At 63.6% G+C, this 17,643-nt stretch carries 16 protein-coding genes; 5 read left to right on the forward strand and 11 right to left on the reverse strand.

Translation table 11 applies throughout. The annotated features are described in order from the left end of the window. Positions 1-85: 85 nt before the first annotated feature. The 6 genes from atpD to IB277_RS31505 all read right to left on the reverse strand — a co-directional run bounded on the left by atpD (position 86) and on the right by IB277_RS31505 (position 7,631). Positions 86-1,603, reverse strand: a complete 1,518-nt coding sequence (atpD, locus tag IB277_RS31480; RefSeq protein WP_034802502.1) for a F0F1 ATP synthase subunit beta — start codon at positions 1,601-1,603, stop codon at positions 86-88. Positions 1,604-1,627: 24 nt separating this feature from the next. Next, on the reverse strand, positions 1,628-2,509 hold the full coding sequence (locus IB277_RS31485) for a F0F1 ATP synthase subunit gamma (RefSeq protein ID WP_034802504.1): 882 nt from the start codon (positions 2,507-2,509) through the stop codon (positions 1,628-1,630). Positions 2,510-2,536: 27 nt separating this feature from the next. Further along, complete coding sequence (gene atpA / locus IB277_RS31490) at positions 2,537-4,066, reverse strand: F0F1 ATP synthase subunit alpha (RefSeq protein ID WP_034802507.1); 1,530 nt, start codon at positions 4,064-4,066, stop codon at positions 2,537-2,539. Beyond that, the gene (locus IB277_RS31495) at positions 4,066-4,632 is read right to left on the reverse strand and encodes a F0F1 ATP synthase subunit delta (protein WP_034802509.1); all 567 of its coding nucleotides are present in this window, start codon (positions 4,630-4,632) and stop codon (positions 4,066-4,068) included. The genes atpA and IB277_RS31495 overlap by 1 nt, the downstream gene beginning before the upstream one ends. A gap of 257 nt (positions 4,633-4,889) precedes the next feature. Continuing rightward, positions 4,890-5,276 (reverse strand): hypothetical protein, encoded by a 387-nt coding sequence (locus IB277_RS31500; protein ID WP_034802512.1) that lies wholly within the window; start codon positions 5,274-5,276, stop codon positions 4,890-4,892. Positions 5,277-5,414: 138 nt separating this feature from the next. Then, a complete protein-coding gene (locus tag IB277_RS31505) occupies positions 5,415-7,631 on the reverse strand; it encodes a primosomal protein N' (RefSeq protein WP_090295334.1) in 2,217 nt (738 codons plus the stop codon). A 179-nt stretch (positions 7,632-7,810) separates the two neighbouring features. Between IB277_RS31505 and fsa the strand changes: the two genes are divergently transcribed. Beyond that, positions 7,811-8,464: a fructose-6-phosphate aldolase gene (gene fsa / locus IB277_RS31510; RefSeq protein WP_034802519.1), complete on the forward strand. Its 654-nt coding sequence runs from the start codon at positions 7,811-7,813 to the stop codon at positions 8,462-8,464. A 55-nt stretch (positions 8,465-8,519) separates the two neighbouring features. On the opposite strand, the gene IB277_RS31515 is transcribed toward fsa, so the two are convergent. Together IB277_RS31515 and IB277_RS31520 are read right to left on the reverse strand one after the other, a co-directional pair. Next, positions 8,520-9,653: an AAA family ATPase gene (locus IB277_RS31515; RefSeq protein ID WP_090295332.1), complete on the reverse strand. Its 1,134-nt coding sequence runs from the start codon at positions 9,651-9,653 to the stop codon at positions 8,520-8,522. A gap of 68 nt (positions 9,654-9,721) precedes the next feature. Then, entirely contained in the window at positions 9,722-10,645 is a 924-nt protein-coding gene (locus IB277_RS31520) for a GNAT family N-acetyltransferase (RefSeq protein ID WP_034802530.1), read from the reverse strand. A gap of 135 nt (positions 10,646-10,780) precedes the next feature. Here IB277_RS31520 and IB277_RS31525 point away from each other — a divergent pair, with 135 nt between their 5' ends. Both IB277_RS31525 and IB277_RS31530 read left to right on the forward strand, forming a co-directional pair. Continuing rightward, positions 10,781-11,716 (forward strand): tyrosine recombinase XerC, encoded by a 936-nt coding sequence (locus IB277_RS31525; protein ID WP_034802532.1) that lies wholly within the window; start codon positions 10,781-10,783, stop codon positions 11,714-11,716. 99 nt (positions 11,717-11,815) lie between these two features. Beyond that, positions 11,816-12,901 (forward strand): TraB/GumN family protein, encoded by a 1,086-nt coding sequence (locus tag IB277_RS31530; RefSeq protein WP_110818907.1) that lies wholly within the window; start codon positions 11,816-11,818, stop codon positions 12,899-12,901. A gap of 44 nt (positions 12,902-12,945) precedes the next feature. Here the strand turns inward: IB277_RS31530 and IB277_RS31535 are convergent, their stop codons facing one another. After that, on the reverse strand, positions 12,946-14,184 hold the full coding sequence (locus IB277_RS31535) for an MFS transporter (RefSeq protein WP_090295326.1): 1,239 nt from the start codon (positions 14,182-14,184) through the stop codon (positions 12,946-12,948). Positions 14,185-14,308: 124 nt separating this feature from the next. On the opposite strand from IB277_RS31535, the gene IB277_RS31540 reads away from it, so the two are divergent. Continuing rightward, positions 14,309-14,905: a TetR/AcrR family transcriptional regulator gene (locus tag IB277_RS31540; RefSeq protein WP_090295324.1), complete on the forward strand. Its 597-nt coding sequence runs from the start codon at positions 14,309-14,311 to the stop codon at positions 14,903-14,905. Here the strand turns inward: IB277_RS31540 and IB277_RS31545 are convergent. Then, entirely contained in the window at positions 14,902-15,378 is a 477-nt protein-coding gene (locus IB277_RS31545) for a DUF2867 domain-containing protein (RefSeq protein ID WP_090295322.1), read from the reverse strand. The two genes, IB277_RS31540 and IB277_RS31545, sit on opposite strands and share 4 nt — an antisense overlap. 199 nt (positions 15,379-15,577) lie before the next feature. Here IB277_RS31545 and IB277_RS31550 point away from each other — a divergent pair, with 199 nt between their 5' ends. Further along, a complete protein-coding gene (locus IB277_RS31550) occupies positions 15,578-16,072 on the forward strand; it encodes an acyl-CoA thioesterase (RefSeq protein ID WP_034802542.1) in 495 nt (164 codons plus the stop codon). Between the two features lie 149 nt (positions 16,073-16,221). Here the strand turns inward: IB277_RS31550 and lpdA are convergent, their stop codons facing one another. Next, positions 16,222-17,628, reverse strand: a complete 1,407-nt coding sequence (lpdA, locus tag IB277_RS31555) for a dihydrolipoyl dehydrogenase (protein WP_090295320.1) — start codon at positions 17,626-17,628, stop codon at positions 16,222-16,224. Positions 17,629-17,643 lie beyond the last annotated feature (15 nt).

Raw genomic sequence — 17,643 nt, forward strand, 5'->3', positions numbered from 1 at the left:
GCGGCTGTGCATGTCTTCCCTATCCTTGCGAAAGGACAGGATGAAAGCCTCGGCGCTTGTGCAGCGCCGAGGCTTAACAGTGCTATCAAGCGGCTTCGGCAGCCAGCTTCTTGGCCTTTTCAATCGCTTCTTCGATCGAGCCAACCATGTAGAAGGCAGCTTCCGGCAGGTGGTCGTACTCGCCGTTGACCAGGCCCTTGAAGCCCTTGATCGTGTCTTCGAGAGCGACGAGCTTGCCCGGCGAACCGGTGAAGACTTCGGCGACGAAGAACGGCTGCGACAGGAAGCGTTCGATCTTACGAGCGCGGGCAACGGCCAGCTTGTCTTCTTCAGACAGTTCGTCCATGCCCAGGATGGCGATGATGTCCTGGAGCGCCTTGTAGCGCTGCAGGGTCGTCTGCACCTTACGCGACACTTCATAGTGCTCTTCGCCGACGATCATCGGGTCGAGCATGCGCGAGGTCGAGTCGAGCGGGTCAACGGCCGGGTAGATACCCTTTTCGGCGATCGAGCGCGACAGAACGGTCGTTGCGTCCAGGTGGGCGAACGAGGTTGCCGGTGCCGGGTCGGTCAAGTCGTCGGCCGGAACGTAGATGGCCTGAACCGAGGTGATCGAGCCCTTGGTCGTCGTGGTGATGCGTTCCTGCATCTGACCCATGTCGGTCGCCAGCGTCGGCTGGTAACCCACGGCCGACGGAATACGGCCGAGCAGAGCCGACACTTCGGAACCTGCCTGGGTGAAGCGGAAGATGTTGTCGACGAAGAACAGAACGTCCTGGCCCTTGTCGCGGAAGTCTTCAGCGATCGTCAGACCCGTCAGGGCGACACGAGCGCGGGCGCCCGGCGGTTCGTTCATCTGGCCGTACACGAGAGCAGCCTTGGAGCCTGCGCCACCGCCGTGCTTGTTAACGCCGGACTCGATCATTTCGTGGTAAAGGTCGTTGCCTTCGCGGGTACGTTCACCCACGCCTGCGAACACCGAGTAACCACCGTGCGCCTTGGCGACGTTGTTGATCAGTTCCATGATGAGAACGGTCTTGCCGACGCCTGCGCCGCCGAAGAGGCCGATCTTGCCGCCCTTTGCGTAAGGAGCGAGAAGGTCGACGACCTTGATGCCGGTGACGAGGATCTGCGCTTCCGTCGACTGCTCGACGTAGGACGGCGCTTCCTGGTGGATGGCGCGCTTGCCCGAGGTGACGAGCGGGCCTGCTTCGTCAACCGGCTCGCCGATGACGTTCATGATACGGCCGAGCGTTTCGTCGCCAACCGGAACCGTGATCGGTGCGCCGGTGTCGGTGACCGACTGGCCGCGGACGAGACCTTCGGTCGAGTCCATGGCGATCGTACGGACGGCGTTTTCGCCGAGGTGCTGTGCGACTTCGAGAACGAGGCGGTTACCGTTGTTGTCGGTTTCCAGCGCGTTCAGGATCTGCGGAAGCTGGCCTTCATCGAACGCGACGTCGACGACGGCGCCGATGACCTGCGTTACGCGACCGACAGCGCCGGTTGCGGCTGCTGCTGCGGTCTTGGCGGAAGCTGCCTTCCTCGGTGCAGCGGGCTTCTTCTCCGCTGCGGTTTCTTTCGGGGTAGCTGCCTTAGCCATAATCCTTACCCTCTTCTCGTGACCTTAGAGCGCTTCCGCGCCCGAGATGATTTCAATGAGTTCCTTGGTGATCTGAGCCTGGCGCTGACGGTTGTAGTTCAGCGTCAGCTTGTTGATCATCTCACCAGCATTGCGCGTCGCGTTATCCATCGCGCTCATCTTGGCGCCCATTTCGCCGGCGACGTTCTCGAGCAAGGCCCGGAAGATCTGCACCGAAATGTTGCGCGGAATGAGATCGCTGAGGATCGCGCCCGCGTCCGGCTCATATTCGTAGACAGCGGAAGCATCCGATGCTTCCGCTGCGACCGGGCCGGCCGAAGCGGGGATCAGCTGCTGAGCCGTCGGAATCTGGGCGATAACGGACTTGAACTCAGAATAGAACAGCGTGCAGACATCGAACTCGCCCTTTTCGAAGAGCGCGATGATCTTGTGGCCAATCTGGTCGGCGTTTTCAAAGCCGATCTTCTTGACCTCACGCAGGTCGACACGATCGATGATCAGCGACGCGTATTCGCGGCGCAGAATATCGAAGCCCTTCTTGCCGACGCAGATGATCTTGACCGTCTTGCCGGCTGCAAGCAGCTTGCGAACGTGGTCGCGGGCATGACGGGCGATCTGCGAGTTGAAGCCGCCGCAAAGGCCGCGTTCAGCCGTGCAGACGACCAGAAGGTGCGTATCGTCCTTGCCGGTTCCGGTCATCAGCGCAGGCGCGCTGTCGTCCGCGCCAACCGCCTGGGCGATGTTGGCGAGAACGGCAGCCATACGCTGCGAGTAAGGCCGGGCGGCCTCGGCCGCCTCCTGCGCGCGCCGAAGCTTCGCCGCGGCGACCATTTTCATCGCCTTGGTGATCTTCTGCGTCGCCTTGACGGAGGCGATCCGGTTCTTCAGATCCTTAAGTGAAGGCATCCGTTATCCGTCCTAAATGAAATCCGCTCAGGCGAAAGACTTGGCGAAGCTGTCGATTGCAGCCTTCAGCTTGCCCTTGACGTCGTCGGAGATCGCCTTGTCCTTGCGGATGGTTTCCAGGATGTCCTTGCCTTCCGAACGCATGTACGAAAGCAGGCCCTGCTCGAACTTGCCGACCTGGTTGACCGGCAGCTTGTCGAGGTAACCGTTGACGCCTGCGAAGATGACAGCGACCTGTTCTTCCGTCTTCAGTGGCGAGAACTGCGGCTGCTTCAGGAGTTCGGTCAGGCGGGCGCCGCGGTTCAGCAGGCGCTGCGTAGCGGCGTCGAGGTCCGAGCCGAACTGCGCAAAGGCGGCCATTTCGCGATACTGGGCGAGTTCGCCCTTGATCGAGCCGGCAACCTGCTTCATCGCCTTGATCTGCGCGGCCGAGCCAACGCGCGAAACCGACAGACCGACGTTAACGGCCGGACGAATGCCCTGGTAGAACAGGTCGGTTTCGAGGAAGATCTGGCCGTCGGTGATCGAGATCACGTTCGTCGGGATGAACGCCGAAACGTCGTTACCCTGCGTTTCGATGACCGGCAGAGCCGTCAGCGAGCCAGCGCCCATGTCGTCGTTCAGCTTTGCAGCGCGCTCGAGCAGACGGGAGTGCAGGTAGAAAACGTCGCCCGGGTAAGCTTCGCGGCCCGGCGGGCGGCGCAGCAGGAGCGACATCTGGCGGTAGGAAACAGCCTGCTTCGACAGGTCGTCGTAGCCGATCAGGGCATGCTTGCCGTTGTCACGGAAGTATTCGCCCATCGCGCAACCGGCGAACGGTGCGAGGTACTGCATCGGAGCCGGGTCGGAAGCGGTCGCAGCAACGATGATCGAGTACTGCAGAGCGCCACGCTCTTCCAGAACCTTCACGAACTGGGCAACGGTCGAACGCTTCTGGCCGATTGCGACGTAGACGCAATACAGCTTGTCACCTTCCGGACCATTGTCGTGAATGGCCTTCTGGTTGAGGATCGTGTCGAGGATGATCGCGGTCTTGCCGGTCTGGCGGTCGCCGATGACGAGTTCGCGCTGGCCACGGCCAACCGGGATGAGGGCGTCGATGGCCTTGAGGCCGGTCGACATCGGCTCATGCACCGACTTGCGCGGAATGATGCCCGGAGCCTTGACGTCAACGCGCGAGCGCTGCTTGGCGTTGATCGGGCCCTTGCCGTCGATCGGGTTGCCGAGCGCGTCGACGACGCGGCCGAGCAGTTCCGGACCAACCGGAACGTCCACGATGGCGCCAGTCCGCTTGACGGTGTCGCCTTCCTTGATGTCGCGGTCCGAACCGAAGATAACGACACCGACGTTGTCGGCTTCGAGGTTCAGCGCCATGCCGCGAATTCCACCCGGGAATTCGACCATTTCGCCTGCCTGGACATTGTCGAGGCCGTAGACGCGGGCAATACCGTCACCGACGGAAAGCACCTGACCGACTTCGGAGACTTCTGCTTCCTGGCCGAAATTTTTGATCTGATCTTTGAGAATTGCGGAAATTTCCGCGGCGCGGATATCCATCAGCCGACCTCTTTCAGTGCAAGCTTAAGGGTAGAGAGTTTGGTGCGAAGGGAAGTGTCAATCTGGCGGGACCCGACCTTGACGATCAGACCTCCAAGAATAGACGGGTCGACGGTGACGTTGACCGCCACGTCTTTGCCGGTGACGCTCTTCAGCGTCGCCTTCAATTCAGTTTCCTGCGCCGCGGAGAGCGCATGGGCCGACGTGACGTCGGCGGAAATTTCACCACGATGGCGCGCGGCGATCAGGCGGAACGCCTTGATCATGCCCGGCAGCGCGAAGAGGCGGCGATTGCGGGCAACGACCTTGAGGAAGTTACCGACGAGCCCGGAGATGCCAGCCTTCGCGGCAACTGCCGAAATGGCCTTGAACTGGTCGTCTGCAGAAAAGACCGGGCTGGCGATCAGCCGCTTCAGATCGTCGCTGCCGTCGATCAGGGCCTGGACGCGGGTAAGATCCGCACCGACTGCCTCGACCGAACCGGCGCTGAGCGCGAGTTCAAAAAGCGAGGACGCATATCTTTCTGCAACACCGGAAATAAGCTGGGATGTGTCTGCCACGGGCACAAGCTTCTCTCAATTTCATCCAAGAACTGCGCTGGCGGTGGGCCGTCAACTTAAAATCTTGAATTTGCTGCAATAATTTGCAGGATATCGAGGCCTGGCGACCCACTTCCCCCGCAATTCGCGGTTCGTCTAGCATAGGATGTTTGGACTCGCAACACGCGAAGGGCAGGAATGCGGCATAAGTCGGCCACCTTTGGCCGAATTTTGCCGTAAATTCGGTCCTGCGCTGTGAATCGCGGGGAAGCCCGCAATCGCAATCAGATCATGCCGAAGACATAGGCGAGCGGAAGGATGGCGAGTGCCGCCTGAACGATGAGCGCCGCCCAGTTGTAGAGCGTGCTGCCGTTGTCGCTCATCATCGAGAGGATTCGGCCGAAGGCGGCGAGCGCAAAGGCCGCGCCGACAGCGAGATAAACCATCGGCTGGGCGAGCAGAATGGCGGCAAGACCGAGCCCCACATGCATGCCGCCCATGGTCGAGCGCGCCTCGGCAAGGCCGCCGCGCCGCCCCTCGGCAATACCGATGCCGGCTGCGCGAAAGGTCAGCCGCGGAGCAAACAGCATGACGACGCCGATCAACGCTGCTACCGCCGCCGCGCAGAAGGCGAGGAACTCGCCGGTTTCCGTCGGAATATAAAACTCCATGCCCGTTCCCGCAGATGAGCCCGTTGTCATGCTGCCCCGTCGTCGGCCGGAGCAATGCGTCCCTGACCTCTAGCGCATGTAGCCCCGGTTGTGAATCGCCCACGGGCTTCAGAATGCGGCGATCACAGGAAACTTGAACTACAGGAAGCTCTGCGGATCGATGTCGAGCTGGACGCTGATCGAGCCGCGCTCCTTGGGACCGGCGGCGATCATCGCCTTGACGAAGGCCTGCATGTCGCTGTTACGCCGGCCATGCACCAGCAGCCGGAAGCGATGCCGCCCACGCACCAGCGCCAGCGGCGCCTCGGCCGGACCGAGAATACTGATACCCTCGGTGCGGGGGGCGGCCATCCGCAAGCCGCGCGCGTGGCCCTCGGCATCCTGGCGCGTGTCGGCCGAAACGATCAGCGAGGCAAGCCGGCCAAAAGGCGGCAGCAGCGCTTTCTCGCGCTCGGCGATCTCGCGGTCGTAGAAGGCGTCGGCATCGCCGGAAACGATCGCCTGCATCACCGGATGCTGCGGCTGATAGGTCTGCAGCAAGCCGAGGCTTTTGAGACCCGTTCGGCCCGCACGACCCGTCACCTGCGAGAGCAGCTGGAAGGTCCGCTCCGCCGCACGCGGATCGCCGTTCGCAAGACCCAGATCCGCATCGACAATGCCGACCAGTGTCATCAGGGGGAAGTTATGTCCCTTGGCGACGAGTTGCGTGCCGATGACGATATCGGCTTCGCCACGCGTGATGGCTTCAAGCTCCAGCCTCAACCGTTTGACGCCCATCAGGTCGGAAGAAAGCACGATGGTGCGCGCCTCGGGGAAATGCCGCTCCACCTCTTCGGCGATGCGCTCGACCCCCGGCCCGCAGGCCACCAGATGATCGAGCGTGCCGCATTCCGGGCAGGCTTCCGGCGTGCGCTCGGAGTAGCCGCACTGGTGGCACTGGATCTGCCCGCGGAAGCGATGCTCGACGAGCCAGCTCGAACAATCCGGGCACTGGAAGCGATGGCCGCAGACGCGGCAGAGCGTCAGCGGTGCGTAGCCGCGACGATTGAGGAAGAGCAACGCCTGTTCGCCACGCTCGACCGCCTTGCCGACCTGGTTCAAGAGCACCGGCGACAGAAAGCCGCCGCGTGCCGGCGGGTGCTGACGCATGTCGACGACGCCGAGCCGCGGCAGCGCCGCATCGCCGAAACGGGTCGGCAGGTGGATCGGCTTGTAACGGCCGACGTCGCCATTGACCCGGCTTTCGAGCGACGGCGTCGCCGAGACGAGCACGACGGGAAAGCCGGTGATGCGACCACGAACGACCGCCATGTCGCGCGCATTGTAGAAGACGCGATCTTCCTGCTTGTAGGCGGGGTCGTGCTCTTCGTCGACGATGATGAGGCCCAGTTCCTCGAAGGGCAGGAACAGCGCCGAGCGGGCGCCGGCCACGACGCGGACGGTGCCTGTCGTCACCTGGCGCCAGACCTTTTCGCGGGTGCGGGGAGCCAAGTCCGAATGCCACTCGGCGGGCTTGGCGCCAAAACGATCCTGGAAGCGCTCGAGGAAGCTCGACGTCAGCGCGATTTCGGGAAGCAGGATCAGCACCTGCTTCCCGGCGCGAAGGGTCGCAGCGATCGCCTCGAAATAGACCTCGGTCTTGCCGGATCCGGTGATGCCGTCGATCAGCGACACCGAGAAGCCGCCCTCCTCTACCGCTGCCAGCAGATCGGCGGCCGCATCCTTCTGTGGGCCTTCGAGCCGGGGCGCGGCGAAATCGGGATCTGGCAAGGCGACGACAGGCGGCGGCGCCATGAAGACGGTCTCGAAGACGCCTTGCTGGGTTAGCCCTTCGATCACACTCGACGACGTGCCGGCGGCATGCGCCAGCCCCGAACGAGTCCAGGAAAAACCGTCACTGGCGGCAGCGATTACGCGCTCGCGCGCAGCCGTCATGCGCTCCGGCCGCATCTCGGTGAGTCGCAGTGCCTCCACCATCGGTTCGGGATCGAACGCCGCCGGTGCGCGGAGCGCCATACGCGCCACCAGCCCCGGCGGCGTGACGGTATAAGCGGCCACCCAATCGAGAAAGGTCCGCATGTCGCGCGTCAGCGGCGGGCAGTCGAAAGCCTTCTCGATCGTCTTGAGTTTCTTGGCATCGACGCTCCCGTCATCATCGCCATCCCAGACCACGCCGACGACGAGACGGGGGCCCAGAGGCACCTGCACGATCGAGCCCGGTTCGACCGCCATGCCGTCGGGAACCGCATAGGAATAGGCTTTCGGCGCCGGCATGGGCACCAGGACCGGCACGACGCGACGGGCCGAAACGGGCCCGAGCAAATCGCCGAATAAATCGGTTGAATCGCGAGTCATTTTGCCGTGACCTTGCCACGTGTTTCGGTTAAAGAAAACTGCGCTGCGAACCGCAGCCTTGCAGGCCGCAGGGTTTGTCACGGTTCCACCAGAGTTTCAACGCGCGCGATCTCTGCCAACGGAATTCCTCCCCGGTAGATATGCGCCGAACGGCAATCGTGCCCCAAGGGAGTGACCCCATGAAATTTTTCGTTGATACCGCCGACGTCAAGGAAATCCGTGAGCTGAACGATCTCGGCCTCCTCGATGGCGTCACCACCAACCCGTCGCTGATCCTGAAGTCGGGCCGTGACATCACGGAAGTCACCAAGGAAATCTGCGGCATCGTCGAAGGCCCGGTTTCGGCTGAAGTGACCGCAACCGAATACGCCGAGATGATGAAGGAAGCCGCCGTTCTCTCGAAGATCGCCGACAACATCTGCATCAAGCTGCCGCTGACGCTCGACGGCCTCAAGGCCTGCAAGGCGCTGACGTCTGACGGTCACCAGACCAACGTGACGCTGTGCTTCTCTGCCAACCAGGCCCTGCTCGCCGCCAAGGCCGGCGCGACCTTCGTCTCGCCTTTCGTCGGCCGCCTCGACGACATCGCGTTTGACGGCATGGACCTGATCCGCGAGATCCGCCACATCTACGACAACTACGGCTACGAGACCGAAATCCTCGCAGCTTCGATCCGCACCGTGAACCACGTCAAGGAAGCCGCCCTCATCGGCGCGGACGTCGTCACCGCACCGCCGGCAACGCTGAAGGCGCTGGTCAAGCACCCGCTGACCGACAAGGGCCTCGAAACCTTCCTGGCCGACTGGGCCAAGACCGGCCAGAAGATCGCCTGATACTTTCAGGAAAGTTCAGAAAGAGCCCGGCCACCGCGCCGGGCTTTTTTGTTGCCTACTCGTCATCGTCCATCAGCCCTGTCAGCCGCATGCCGTCGATCCAGGTGGCGCTGTCCTTGCGGATCACTCGCCGCGGACGAATGCCCGAGCGTTGACGCACTTCCTGCGCCAGCCGCTCCGAATGGGTGACGATCCAGACCTGGCTTTCGCGCGACGCGCTGGCGATCATGTCGGCAAGCGCCGGCAGCATGTCCGGGTGCAGGCTCGTCTCCGGCTCGTTGAGCGCGATGAAGCGCGGCCGGCGATAGGAAAGCAGTGCGGCCGCCAGCGCCAGAAAACGCATCTGCCCGTCGGAAAGCTCGCGCGGCGAAAACGGTCTGTTGGGAAAATCCGGAAAGACCAGCGAAAACTCGGCGAACTGGCCAGGTTCGGGAACACCGAGGTAAGCGCCGCCGAACGCGTCGGCGATGGCCCGGTCGAGATCGACCGTGTCCTCGCGCGTGTGACGGAGCGTTGCAAAGACGGCCGCCATATTGACGCCGGTCTCGTCGAGCATCGGCGCGGTCACCGCAAGGCAGGGCAGCCGCAACGGCGAATCGCGGTCGGTGCGGAAGCCGTGAAAAAAGCGCCACTGCTCGACCGCACGGCGGAAGGTGCCGACCTCCGGATAATGGCCGGCATCGCCGAGCAGCGAGATCGCCGTTTCGGACGTCAGCGCCTGCTCCGGATAATCCTCCATCCGCCCGCGTTCGCCGCGCACGAAGATGCCGGGGCCCACGCGTTTCATCATCGTCACCGGGCGGCGGCCGGTTTCGACCGTCAGTTCCTCTTCCTTGACCTGTGGCTCATAGGCGAACCCGGCCGCAGCCTTCGGCGGACGCAGCCCGGCCTCGATGCGGTAGCGGAAGGTGATGGCCCGCTCCTCGTCCAGAAGCTCGGTTTCGAGCCTTATGCGCGCCGGCTTGTCGGCACGCCGGCGGCCGCTCCAGAGCGCCGACGACATTCCGCCCTCTTCGGCAATCTCGCGCGCCAAAGTGCCCCGCGTGGCGGCTTGCACGAGTTGAAGCGCCCGGTAGAGATTGGACTTGCCGACGCCGTTTTCGCCGATGAACAGGTTGACCCCGGTCAGATCCATGCGGATCGACCTCAGCGAACGGTAGTTTTCGGCAAACATGGATTGAAGCTGCATGGCTCAGACCTAGCCGATCCGCCGCGCGGGGTGAAGCCCGCCAGCGTTTCCGTAAGCCACGACAGTCGCTAGAGCGCGGCCGCCGTTTGCAGCCGGGGCTTGAAGGCCGCGTCGGCATCCAGCGCCAGATCGAAGACCGTGTGTCGTTCGAGCGCCTTCGTCACCTCGCCCGTTTCACCTTCCAGCGCCTCCGGCGGGATGAGGTTGCCGATGCGAAAGTCGAAAAGATCGCCCTTCTTGTTCAGCAGTTCGTGGAACACGGTCATGTCGCGCAGCTCGGTCGACCATTTGGCGAACCAGTAGAACAGGCCGGAATTGCGGGCGCTCATATGCACCGGCAGGATCGGCAGGCCGTATTTGCGCGCAAAGCCCACGGCCGATGTCTTCCATGGCCGCTCGTTGAGACATCCTTCGGCCCAGTAGGCGATGCGTCCCGAGGGGAAGAGCACCGTCGCCTTACCCTCGCCGATCGCCCGGTTGGTCACCTGCAGCGTCTCACGCGCCTTCAGCTTGCTCTTGTGTTCCTCGCGCCATTCGACCGGGATGACCATTTCGACGAAGCGCGGATTGACGCGGATGGCGTCGCGATTGGCGAAGAACATCATGTCCGGCCGCCGGCTCTTCAAGAGGTCGAAAACGGCGATCCCATCGGCAATGCCGGTCGGGTGGTTGCTGACGAGCAGGAAGCCGCCCTTGGCGGGAATGCGCTCGGCCCGGTCGACCCGCACCTCCAGCGAAAGCAGCGAGCTCAGGTGCTCGAAGGCCTGGAATCCCGGCATGTTGGCGACGGCATCGGCGAACTCGTGCGCCTTGCGATAGTTCAGCAACGTGTAGAGAAAAGGCCGCATCAGCGGCCATAGCGGGCTCTTGACGATCCGCTGGCCACGCTCCGCGATCAGCGTGTCGACGATGTGGCCAGGCTGCCCCTGGGAGACCAGGGTGATTACTTCTGCAAAATGCGCGAATCCGTTCACCGAATCCCGTCCCGCCATAGTCCGATCCGTTTGTTTGCGGCTGACCATCGCAATTCTATATGATCGAAGGATGACAGATTCCAAGGGTGCATTAGCAAAAACCTAAGATGCGTCAGGGCATTGTCGCGGACCGACAAACTCAGGAAAACGACAATGAACGAGTTCCTCGTCATCGGCCATCCCGAGCTACTTGCCGAGCGTCAGCGCTGGCTGGACGGCCTCATGCGGGAGCGCCGCCTCTCCGACAATACCGTCGAGGCCTATGAGCGCGACACCCGGCAATTCCTGACATTTCTCACCGGCCATCTCGCCGGGCCGCCACGGCTTTCCGATATCCGCACGCTGAGGCCGGCTGACCTTCGCGGCTTCCTCGCCCAGCGTCGCAAGGGCGGCGCCGGCGCCCGCACGCTCGGCCGCGGGCTGGCCGGGCTTCGCTCCTTCCTGCGCTATCTCGAACGCAACGGCCTTGCCAACGCGGCCGGTGCGGCTGCGGTGCGTTCGCCCAAACAGCCCAAATCCCTGCCGAAGCCGCTCACCGATCGCGAAGCGCTGAATGTCGTGACGTCCGAGGCGCAACTTGCCGAGGAACCCTGGATCGCGGCGCGCAACGCAGCGGTGCTGACCCTGCTCTACGGCTGCGGCCTGCGCATTTCCGAGGCGCTCGGCCTCACGCCGTCAGCATTTGCCGGCGCGCCCTCGTCGCTGCGCATCGTCGGCAAGGGCGACAAGACCCGCATCGTGCCGCTGATCGAAGCGGCGCGCGAGGCCGTCGCCACCTACTTGAAGCTCTGCCCCTATCCGATCGCGGCCGATGCGCCGCTGTTCCTGGGCGCGCGCGGCGCCAAGCTGCAGCCGGCGATCATCCAGCGCGAAATGCAGAAGCTGCGCGGGGCGCTCGGCCTGCCCGAGACGGCAACGCCGCATGCGCTGCGCCACTCCTTCGCCACCCATCTGCTGGCCGGCGGCGGCGATCTCAGGACCATTCAGGAACTGCTCGGCCATGCCAGCCTGTCGACCACCCAGGTCTATACCGGCGTCGATTCGGCTCGGCTTCTGGAAATCTACGACCGCGCTCACCCGCGCGCCTGATTTTCGGCGAAAGGGCGGATTAACCATGCCCGTTAGGGAAGCCGTGACCGGCCCGGGCCTAGGGTCGACTATCGACCATGCGACTGTCAGGGAAGAACGATGACCGCCTTTGCGAGACCTCAGCAAAACCTGCCGCGGCACCTGCTTGCGCGGCTCGCCGATGGCGCACTTTGGCTGGCCGCCCTGCTCCATGTCATGCTCGCCGCCTGCCTCCTTGTCGCTCTCGTCTTCGTCGCTGAGGCTGATGCCACGGAGGTCGAATGTGGCGGCGCGAATGTTCTGACCGCGCTTGCAAAATCCGACCCGACGAAACTGGCCGCACTCGAAGCGGAAGCTGCCGCCATCCCGAACAGCAAGGGCATCTTCTGGAAGATCGAGAAGGACGGTGTCGCGCCGTCCTGGCTGCTTGGCACGATGCATGTCACCGATCCGCGCGTGCTGGCCCTGCCGACTGAGGCGCCCGCCGCCTTTGAGGCAGCCTCGACCGTCATCGTTGAATCGGACGAGATCATCGATGAGAAGAAGTCGGCCGCCGCGATCCTGATGCGGCCCGATCTCACCATGCTTCCGGACAACAAGACGATCGCCGACTTCCTGAAGCCCGACGACCGCGAACAGCTCGAAACAGGCCTTAAGGCACGCGGCATTCCGCTGACCCTGGTTTCCCGCATGAAGCCCTGGATGATCGCGAGCTTCGTCGCGCTGCCCGCCTGCGAAATGAGCCGCAAGGCTGCAGGCGCCTCCTTCCTCGACAAGAAGATCGCCGAGGATGCCGTCAGTCAGGGCAAGAGGCTGAAGGGGCTGGAAACGCTGGTCGAGCAGCTCGCCGCCATGGACTCGCTGCCGACCGAACTGCATCTACGCGCCCTCATCGAGACGCTCGCGCTCGGCAAGACCATCGACGACGTCTTCGCGACGATGACCGATCTCTATCTCGTAGGCGACACCGGCATGATCATGCCGATGATGAAAGCCGTTTCGAACAAGAGCGCCGAGGATTTCGGCTATGCCGATTTCGAGCAGCGCATCATCGTCGACCGCAACAAAACCATGGCGACGCGCGCCGAACCGATCCTCAAGGACGGCGGCGCCTTCATGGCGGTCGGCGCACTGCACCTGCCGGGCAAGGAAGGTCTGGTCGAACTGCTTCGCGCCCAGGGTTTTACGGTCACGCGCGCCAACTGACGGGCCGGCCGTCAGCGAGCGCCCGCCGGCACGACGCTCCCTTCTCAGCCTTGCGCACCGGCACGGGAAACGACCTCGGACGCGCGCGCAGTGGTAGAATCACTCTCGATCCACGACAGACGGCGATAACCCCAGAACGCTGCGGCAAGGATCAAGGCCCCGGCGGCGAGCGCAATGGTGAAGCCGGCCTGAACGCCGAAGCGCGCGACCACGCCGCCTGACACCGCCGCGCCCGCCGCAACACCGATGCCGAGACCGGTGGTCAGCCAGGTCAGCCCTTCCGTCAGCTTCGACGGCGGCACGGCGGTTTCGCCGATGCTCAAGGCAACGATCATCGTCGGCGCAAAGAACACGCCCGAAATGAACATCATCGTCGCAAGGCTGCCGATCCCGTCGGCAAAGAGCAGCGGCAATGTGCTGGCGGCGGTCATGCCCGCACCGATCATGAACAGCTTCGCCAAAGGCAGGCCGATCCGGACCGCACCGAACGCCAGACCGGCGATGCAGGAACCGAGGGCATAGAGGGAGAGCACGAGGCTCGCCGCCGCTGGACGCCCTTCGGCCTCGGCAAAGGCGACGCTGACCACGTCGATCGTGCCGACAATGATGCCCATGCCGGCGAGCGCGACAATCAGCACGCGCAGCGCCGGGTAACGAAGGACCGAACCGGGCGCCATCGTCTCGGCCGGCTTGACCGGTGGCTCGGTGCCTTTTTGCAGCACGAAGGCGGTGACCCCGATGGCCAGGCATGCCGCAGCCGCCAGCGGTCCGGCCTCGGGAAACAGGCCGACGCTTAAGCCCACGGCGATCGGCGGCCCGACGATGAAGCAGATCTCGTCGAAGACCGATTCGAGCGAAAAGGCGGTCTTCAGCTCCGGACGGCCGCGATAGAGCTCGGTCCATCGCGCCCGGGTCATCGCCGACATGCTGGGCGTGCACCCGGCAAGAATGGAAAAGACGAAGAGTGTCCAGTCCGGCGCCCGCCAATGGGTCGAGACGAGGAGAGCCGAGCTGCCGAGAAGGCTGAGTGCCGCGGCGACCGGCAGGACGTGGCTCTGGCCGAAGCGATCGACGAGCCGGGAAACCTGCGGCGCCAGCAGTGCCGAGGCCAGCGTGAAGGCGGCGGCCACACCGCCAGCCAGCCCGTAGCTGCCGCGGGACTGAGCCAGCATGGTGATGATGCCGATGCCCATCATCGACAATGGCAACCGTGACACCAATCCCGCCAAGGTGAAGCCCACCGTGCCTTTGGCAGCAAAGATCTGTGCATAGGGATTGGCCATGAAAACTCCTGCAATACATGTCTGAGCGTCGCGTCATTAACATACGCCGCGTATGGCCGTGATATTGACATACGCTTCGCATGTCAATTAACATACGAACCGCATGCAAAAGGAGGAGCTGCAAATGACAAGGCGCGCGCGCAGCGACATGATCGCGGAAACGAAGGCAAAGCTGATCGCCGCCGCCCGGGAAGCGTTCAGGCAACGCGGATATGCGGAGACTTCGATGGACGATTTCACCGCCTTGGCCGGGCTCACGCGTGGGGCGCTCTATCATCATTTCGGCGACAAGAAGGGCCTGCTGCGTGCGGTCGTGGAGACTCTGGACGGCGAGATGGACGCACGGCTCGACGCAGCCTCCGCGACCCCGGAGCCGTGGGACGGTTTCGTGCGCCGCTGCAGGCTCTATCTGGAAATGGCGCTCGAACCGGAAATCCGACAGATCGTGTTGAAGGATGCGCCGGCCGTACTCGGAGCAAGCGTGCTGGAACCGAGCCGGCGCCAATGCCTCGCGTCGTTTGCCACCAGGCTTTCGGCGATGATCGCCGCGGGCGTCGTACGTCCGGGAAATGCCGAGACATTGGCGCGGCTGATCAATGGCGCGCTCTCCGATGCGGCGCTCTGGATTGCCGAGGCGGAAGATCCGGCCATGCGCCTCACCAGCGCACGCGACAATCTCGACCTGCTTTTGTCCGGACTGAAAATTGAACCCCGGACTTAACCGCCGGGACCTGCCACCCGCGCCAGAAGTGTCGGCACGATAGCCTTGTGAAACGGCGTGACGGCCATGAGGTAAACCCGCCCGAGCGTGTTGTGCCTGCGCACAAGCGTGGTGACGCCGACGATCTGATTGACCGCCGACCCCGCCCGGACGTCGACGACGATGCGGAAATCGAGATGCTTGTCATCGAAGCCGAGCACCACTTCGTCATCACTCTTCGAAACGACAGGAAACGCCCCGATCAGTCCCAGACGGCTGGACGGCGCCGCCGACTTCAGGCCGATGATCGAGACGATGCGGTTGCGCAGGCGCAGCAACACGCGGACCCATCGCGGCGACCGGCCAAGCGAACGTTCGGCGGCTTCCGCCGCGGTCACGCCCTTGCCATCAAGGGCAAGCTCGAAGCGGTCGGCCCAATCGGCATTCGGTAGATGCCGGCTCGGCAACGATATGGCCACGGCTCTCGGTTTCATCTTTCCTCCTGACGCGCGCGTCGTCTGTCCTTGCAGACATGATCGCGCCCTCCCCCGTGCCTGGACAGAAGACCGCTTGTCGCAGCCCTCGGGCCAATCGTCACATCCCCTCTTCCAGATCCTCCGCCCTCCACCCCTTCCCTTCGCTCCGGCAAGCTGCATAACTCAGGCGGGACGCTGCAAAATCTGGAGATGGACAATGGAAACCAGCTACGACACACGCGAACTCGAGATGGTCGTACTGATGACGCCGGATATGGCGAACTTCAGCGGTAAGGTCCATGGCGGTGCGCTGCTCAATCTCCTCGATCGCGTGGCCTTCTCCTGTGCCTCGCGCTATTCTCAGCAATATGCCGTGACGCTCTCGGTCGACCAGGTCACCTTCCGCCAGCCGATCCATGTCGGCGAGCTCGTCACCTTCCGTGCAGCCGTCAACAATGCCGGCCGCACCTCGATGGAAATCGGCATCCGGGTCGAGGCCGAGAACATCAGGAGCGGCGAGCGCCGCCACACCAATTCCTGCTATTTTACCATGGTCGCCGTCGATGCCGACGGCAGCCCGACTCCGGTTCCGACCCTTGTCACCGACACGGCCGACCGCAAACGCCGGCAGCGCGCTGCCGAGGCCCGGCGCAGCCTGAGGCGCGAGTTCGAGGAGCGTTTCCACGCCCTCAGGTCTGCTTCAGAAGAATGATACGGTCGCTTGGCGAACAGGACTGCCGATGGCGACAATGTCAGCGGGCGCTGACGCCACTGAGTGTGCAATGACCACAAGGGCCAGCCGGCACGCACGAGCGCGGCCGGAAACAGGGGGCCGCGTGATCGCAGCCCCCTGCATGATCCTTACATGTGGATCGGCTTGAAGAAGGTCGAAAGTGCCGCTTCCTTGACCGCTTCCGACATGGTCGGGTGCGCGTGGCAAGTGCGGCCGAGGTCTTCCGACGAACCGCCGAATTCCATCAGAACCGCGATCTCGTGGATCATCTCGCCGGCGCCGAAGCCGACGATATGGCCGCCGAGCACACGGTCGGTTTCCTTGTCCGCAAGGATCTTCACGAAGCCGTCGGTGGCGAGCATCGCGCGCGCACGGCCATTGGCGGTGAAGGGAAACTTGCCGACCTTGTAGGCGACACCAGCCGCCTTCAGCTCTTCTTCGGTCTTGCCGACGGAGGCGACTTCCGGCTGGGTGTAGACGACGCCGGGGATGACGTCATAGTTCACGTGGCCGGCCTGACCGGCGAGGATCTCGGCAACGGCAACACCTTCGTCTTCCGCCTTGTGGGCGAGCATCGGGCCGCGCACGACGTCGCCGATCGCGTAGACGCCGGCGACGCTTGTCTGGAAGTGATTGTCGATCTCGACGCGGCCGCGCTGGTCCATGACGACGCCCGCTTCCGCAAGGCCAAGACCGTCGGTGTAGGGCTTGCGGCCGGTGGCGATCAGCACGACATCGGCATCGAGCGTCTGGGCGTCACCGCCCTTGACCGGCTCGAACGTCACCTTGGCGCCCTTGCCGTCCTTGACGACGCCGGTCACCTTGGCGCCGAGCTTGAAGTCCATGCCCTGCTTGGCGAGCATGCGCTGGAACTGCTTGGCAACCTCGCCATCCATGCCGCCGAGAAGCGTGTCGAGATACTCGACAACGGTGACCTTGGCGCCGAGGCGGGCCCAGACCGAGCCGAGTTCGAGGCCGATGACGCCGCCACCGACGACGATCATGTTGGCCGGAACCTTCTCGAGCGCGATGCCGCCCGTCGACGAGATGATCACCTTCTCGTCGATATCGACCTTGACGCCCGGGATGCCAGCGACGTCGGAGCCGGTGGCGATCACGATGTTCTTGGTTTCGAGGATCTGTTCCTCGCCCTTGTCGTTGGTGACGGAGACCTTGCCCTGGCCGAGCACCTTGCCGGTGCCCTGGATGCCGTCGATCTTGTTCTTCTTGAACAGGAACGAGACGCCGTCGACATTGGCCTTAACGGTCGCGTCCTTGTGGGCCATCATCTTTTCGAGGTTCAGCTTCGGTGCCGCGACTTCGACGCCGAGCGCGTCAACACCGTGGGCAACCTGATGGAACATCTCGGAAGCATGCAGCAACGCCTTCGACGGGATGCAGCCGATGTTGAGGCAGGTGCCGCCGTAGGTGGCGCGCTTTTCGACGACGCCGACCTTCAGACCGAGCTGGGCCGCCTTGATCGCGCAGACATAGCCGCCGGGGCCGCTGCCGATAACGATGAGATCATAAGCCATTAGAATATCCTTCCT

Source organism: Ensifer sp. ENS07 (genome assembly GCF_014852185.1).
In the GTDB taxonomy this organism is placed as follows: Bacteria; Pseudomonadota; Alphaproteobacteria; order Rhizobiales; family Rhizobiaceae; genus Ensifer; species Ensifer adhaerens.

Bases quoted from the DNA above. Each gene is read 5' to 3' on its own strand.
- IB277_RS31535 (WP_090295326.1), bottom strand. From the start codon at position 14,184: ATGGCCAATCCCTATGCACAGATCTTTGCTGCCAAAGGCACGGTGGGC.
- IB277_RS31540 (WP_090295324.1), top strand. From the start codon at position 14,309: ATGACAAGGCGCGCGCGCAGCGACATGATCGCGGAAACGAAGGCAAAG.
- IB277_RS31515 (WP_090295332.1), bottom strand. From the start codon at position 9,653: ATGCAGCTTCAATCCATGTTTGCCGAAAACTACCGTTCGCTGAGGTCG.
- IB277_RS31550 (WP_034802542.1), top strand. From the start codon at position 15,578: ATGGAAACCAGCTACGACACACGCGAACTCGAGATGGTCGTACTGATG.
- IB277_RS31500 (WP_034802512.1), bottom strand. From the start codon at position 5,276: ATGGAGTTTTATATTCCGACGGAAACCGGCGAGTTCCTCGCCTTCTGC.
- atpD (WP_034802502.1), bottom strand. From the start codon at position 1,603: ATGGCTAAGGCAGCTACCCCGAAAGAAACCGCAGCGGAGAAGAAGCCC.
- IB277_RS31505 (WP_090295334.1), bottom strand. From the start codon at position 7,631: ATGACTCGCGATTCAACCGATTTATTCGGCGATTTGCTCGGGCCCGTT.
- atpA (WP_034802507.1), bottom strand. From the start codon at position 4,066: ATGGATATCCGCGCCGCGGAAATTTCCGCAATTCTCAAAGATCAGATC.
- IB277_RS31545 (WP_090295322.1), bottom strand. From the start codon at position 15,378: ATGAAACCGAGAGCCGTGGCCATATCGTTGCCGAGCCGGCATCTACCG.
- lpdA (WP_090295320.1), bottom strand. From the start codon at position 17,628: ATGGCTTATGATCTCATCGTTATCGGCAGCGGCCCCGGCGGCTATGTC.
- fsa (WP_034802519.1), top strand. From the start codon at position 7,811: ATGAAATTTTTCGTTGATACCGCCGACGTCAAGGAAATCCGTGAGCTG.
- IB277_RS31520 (WP_034802530.1), bottom strand. From the start codon at position 10,645: ATGGCGGGACGGGATTCGGTGAACGGATTCGCGCATTTTGCAGAAGTA.
- IB277_RS31485 (WP_034802504.1), bottom strand. From the start codon at position 2,509: ATGCCTTCACTTAAGGATCTGAAGAACCGGATCGCCTCCGTCAAGGCG.
- IB277_RS31530 (WP_110818907.1), top strand. From the start codon at position 11,816: ATGACCGCCTTTGCGAGACCTCAGCAAAACCTGCCGCGGCACCTGCTT.
- IB277_RS31525 (WP_034802532.1), top strand. From the start codon at position 10,781: ATGAACGAGTTCCTCGTCATCGGCCATCCCGAGCTACTTGCCGAGCGT.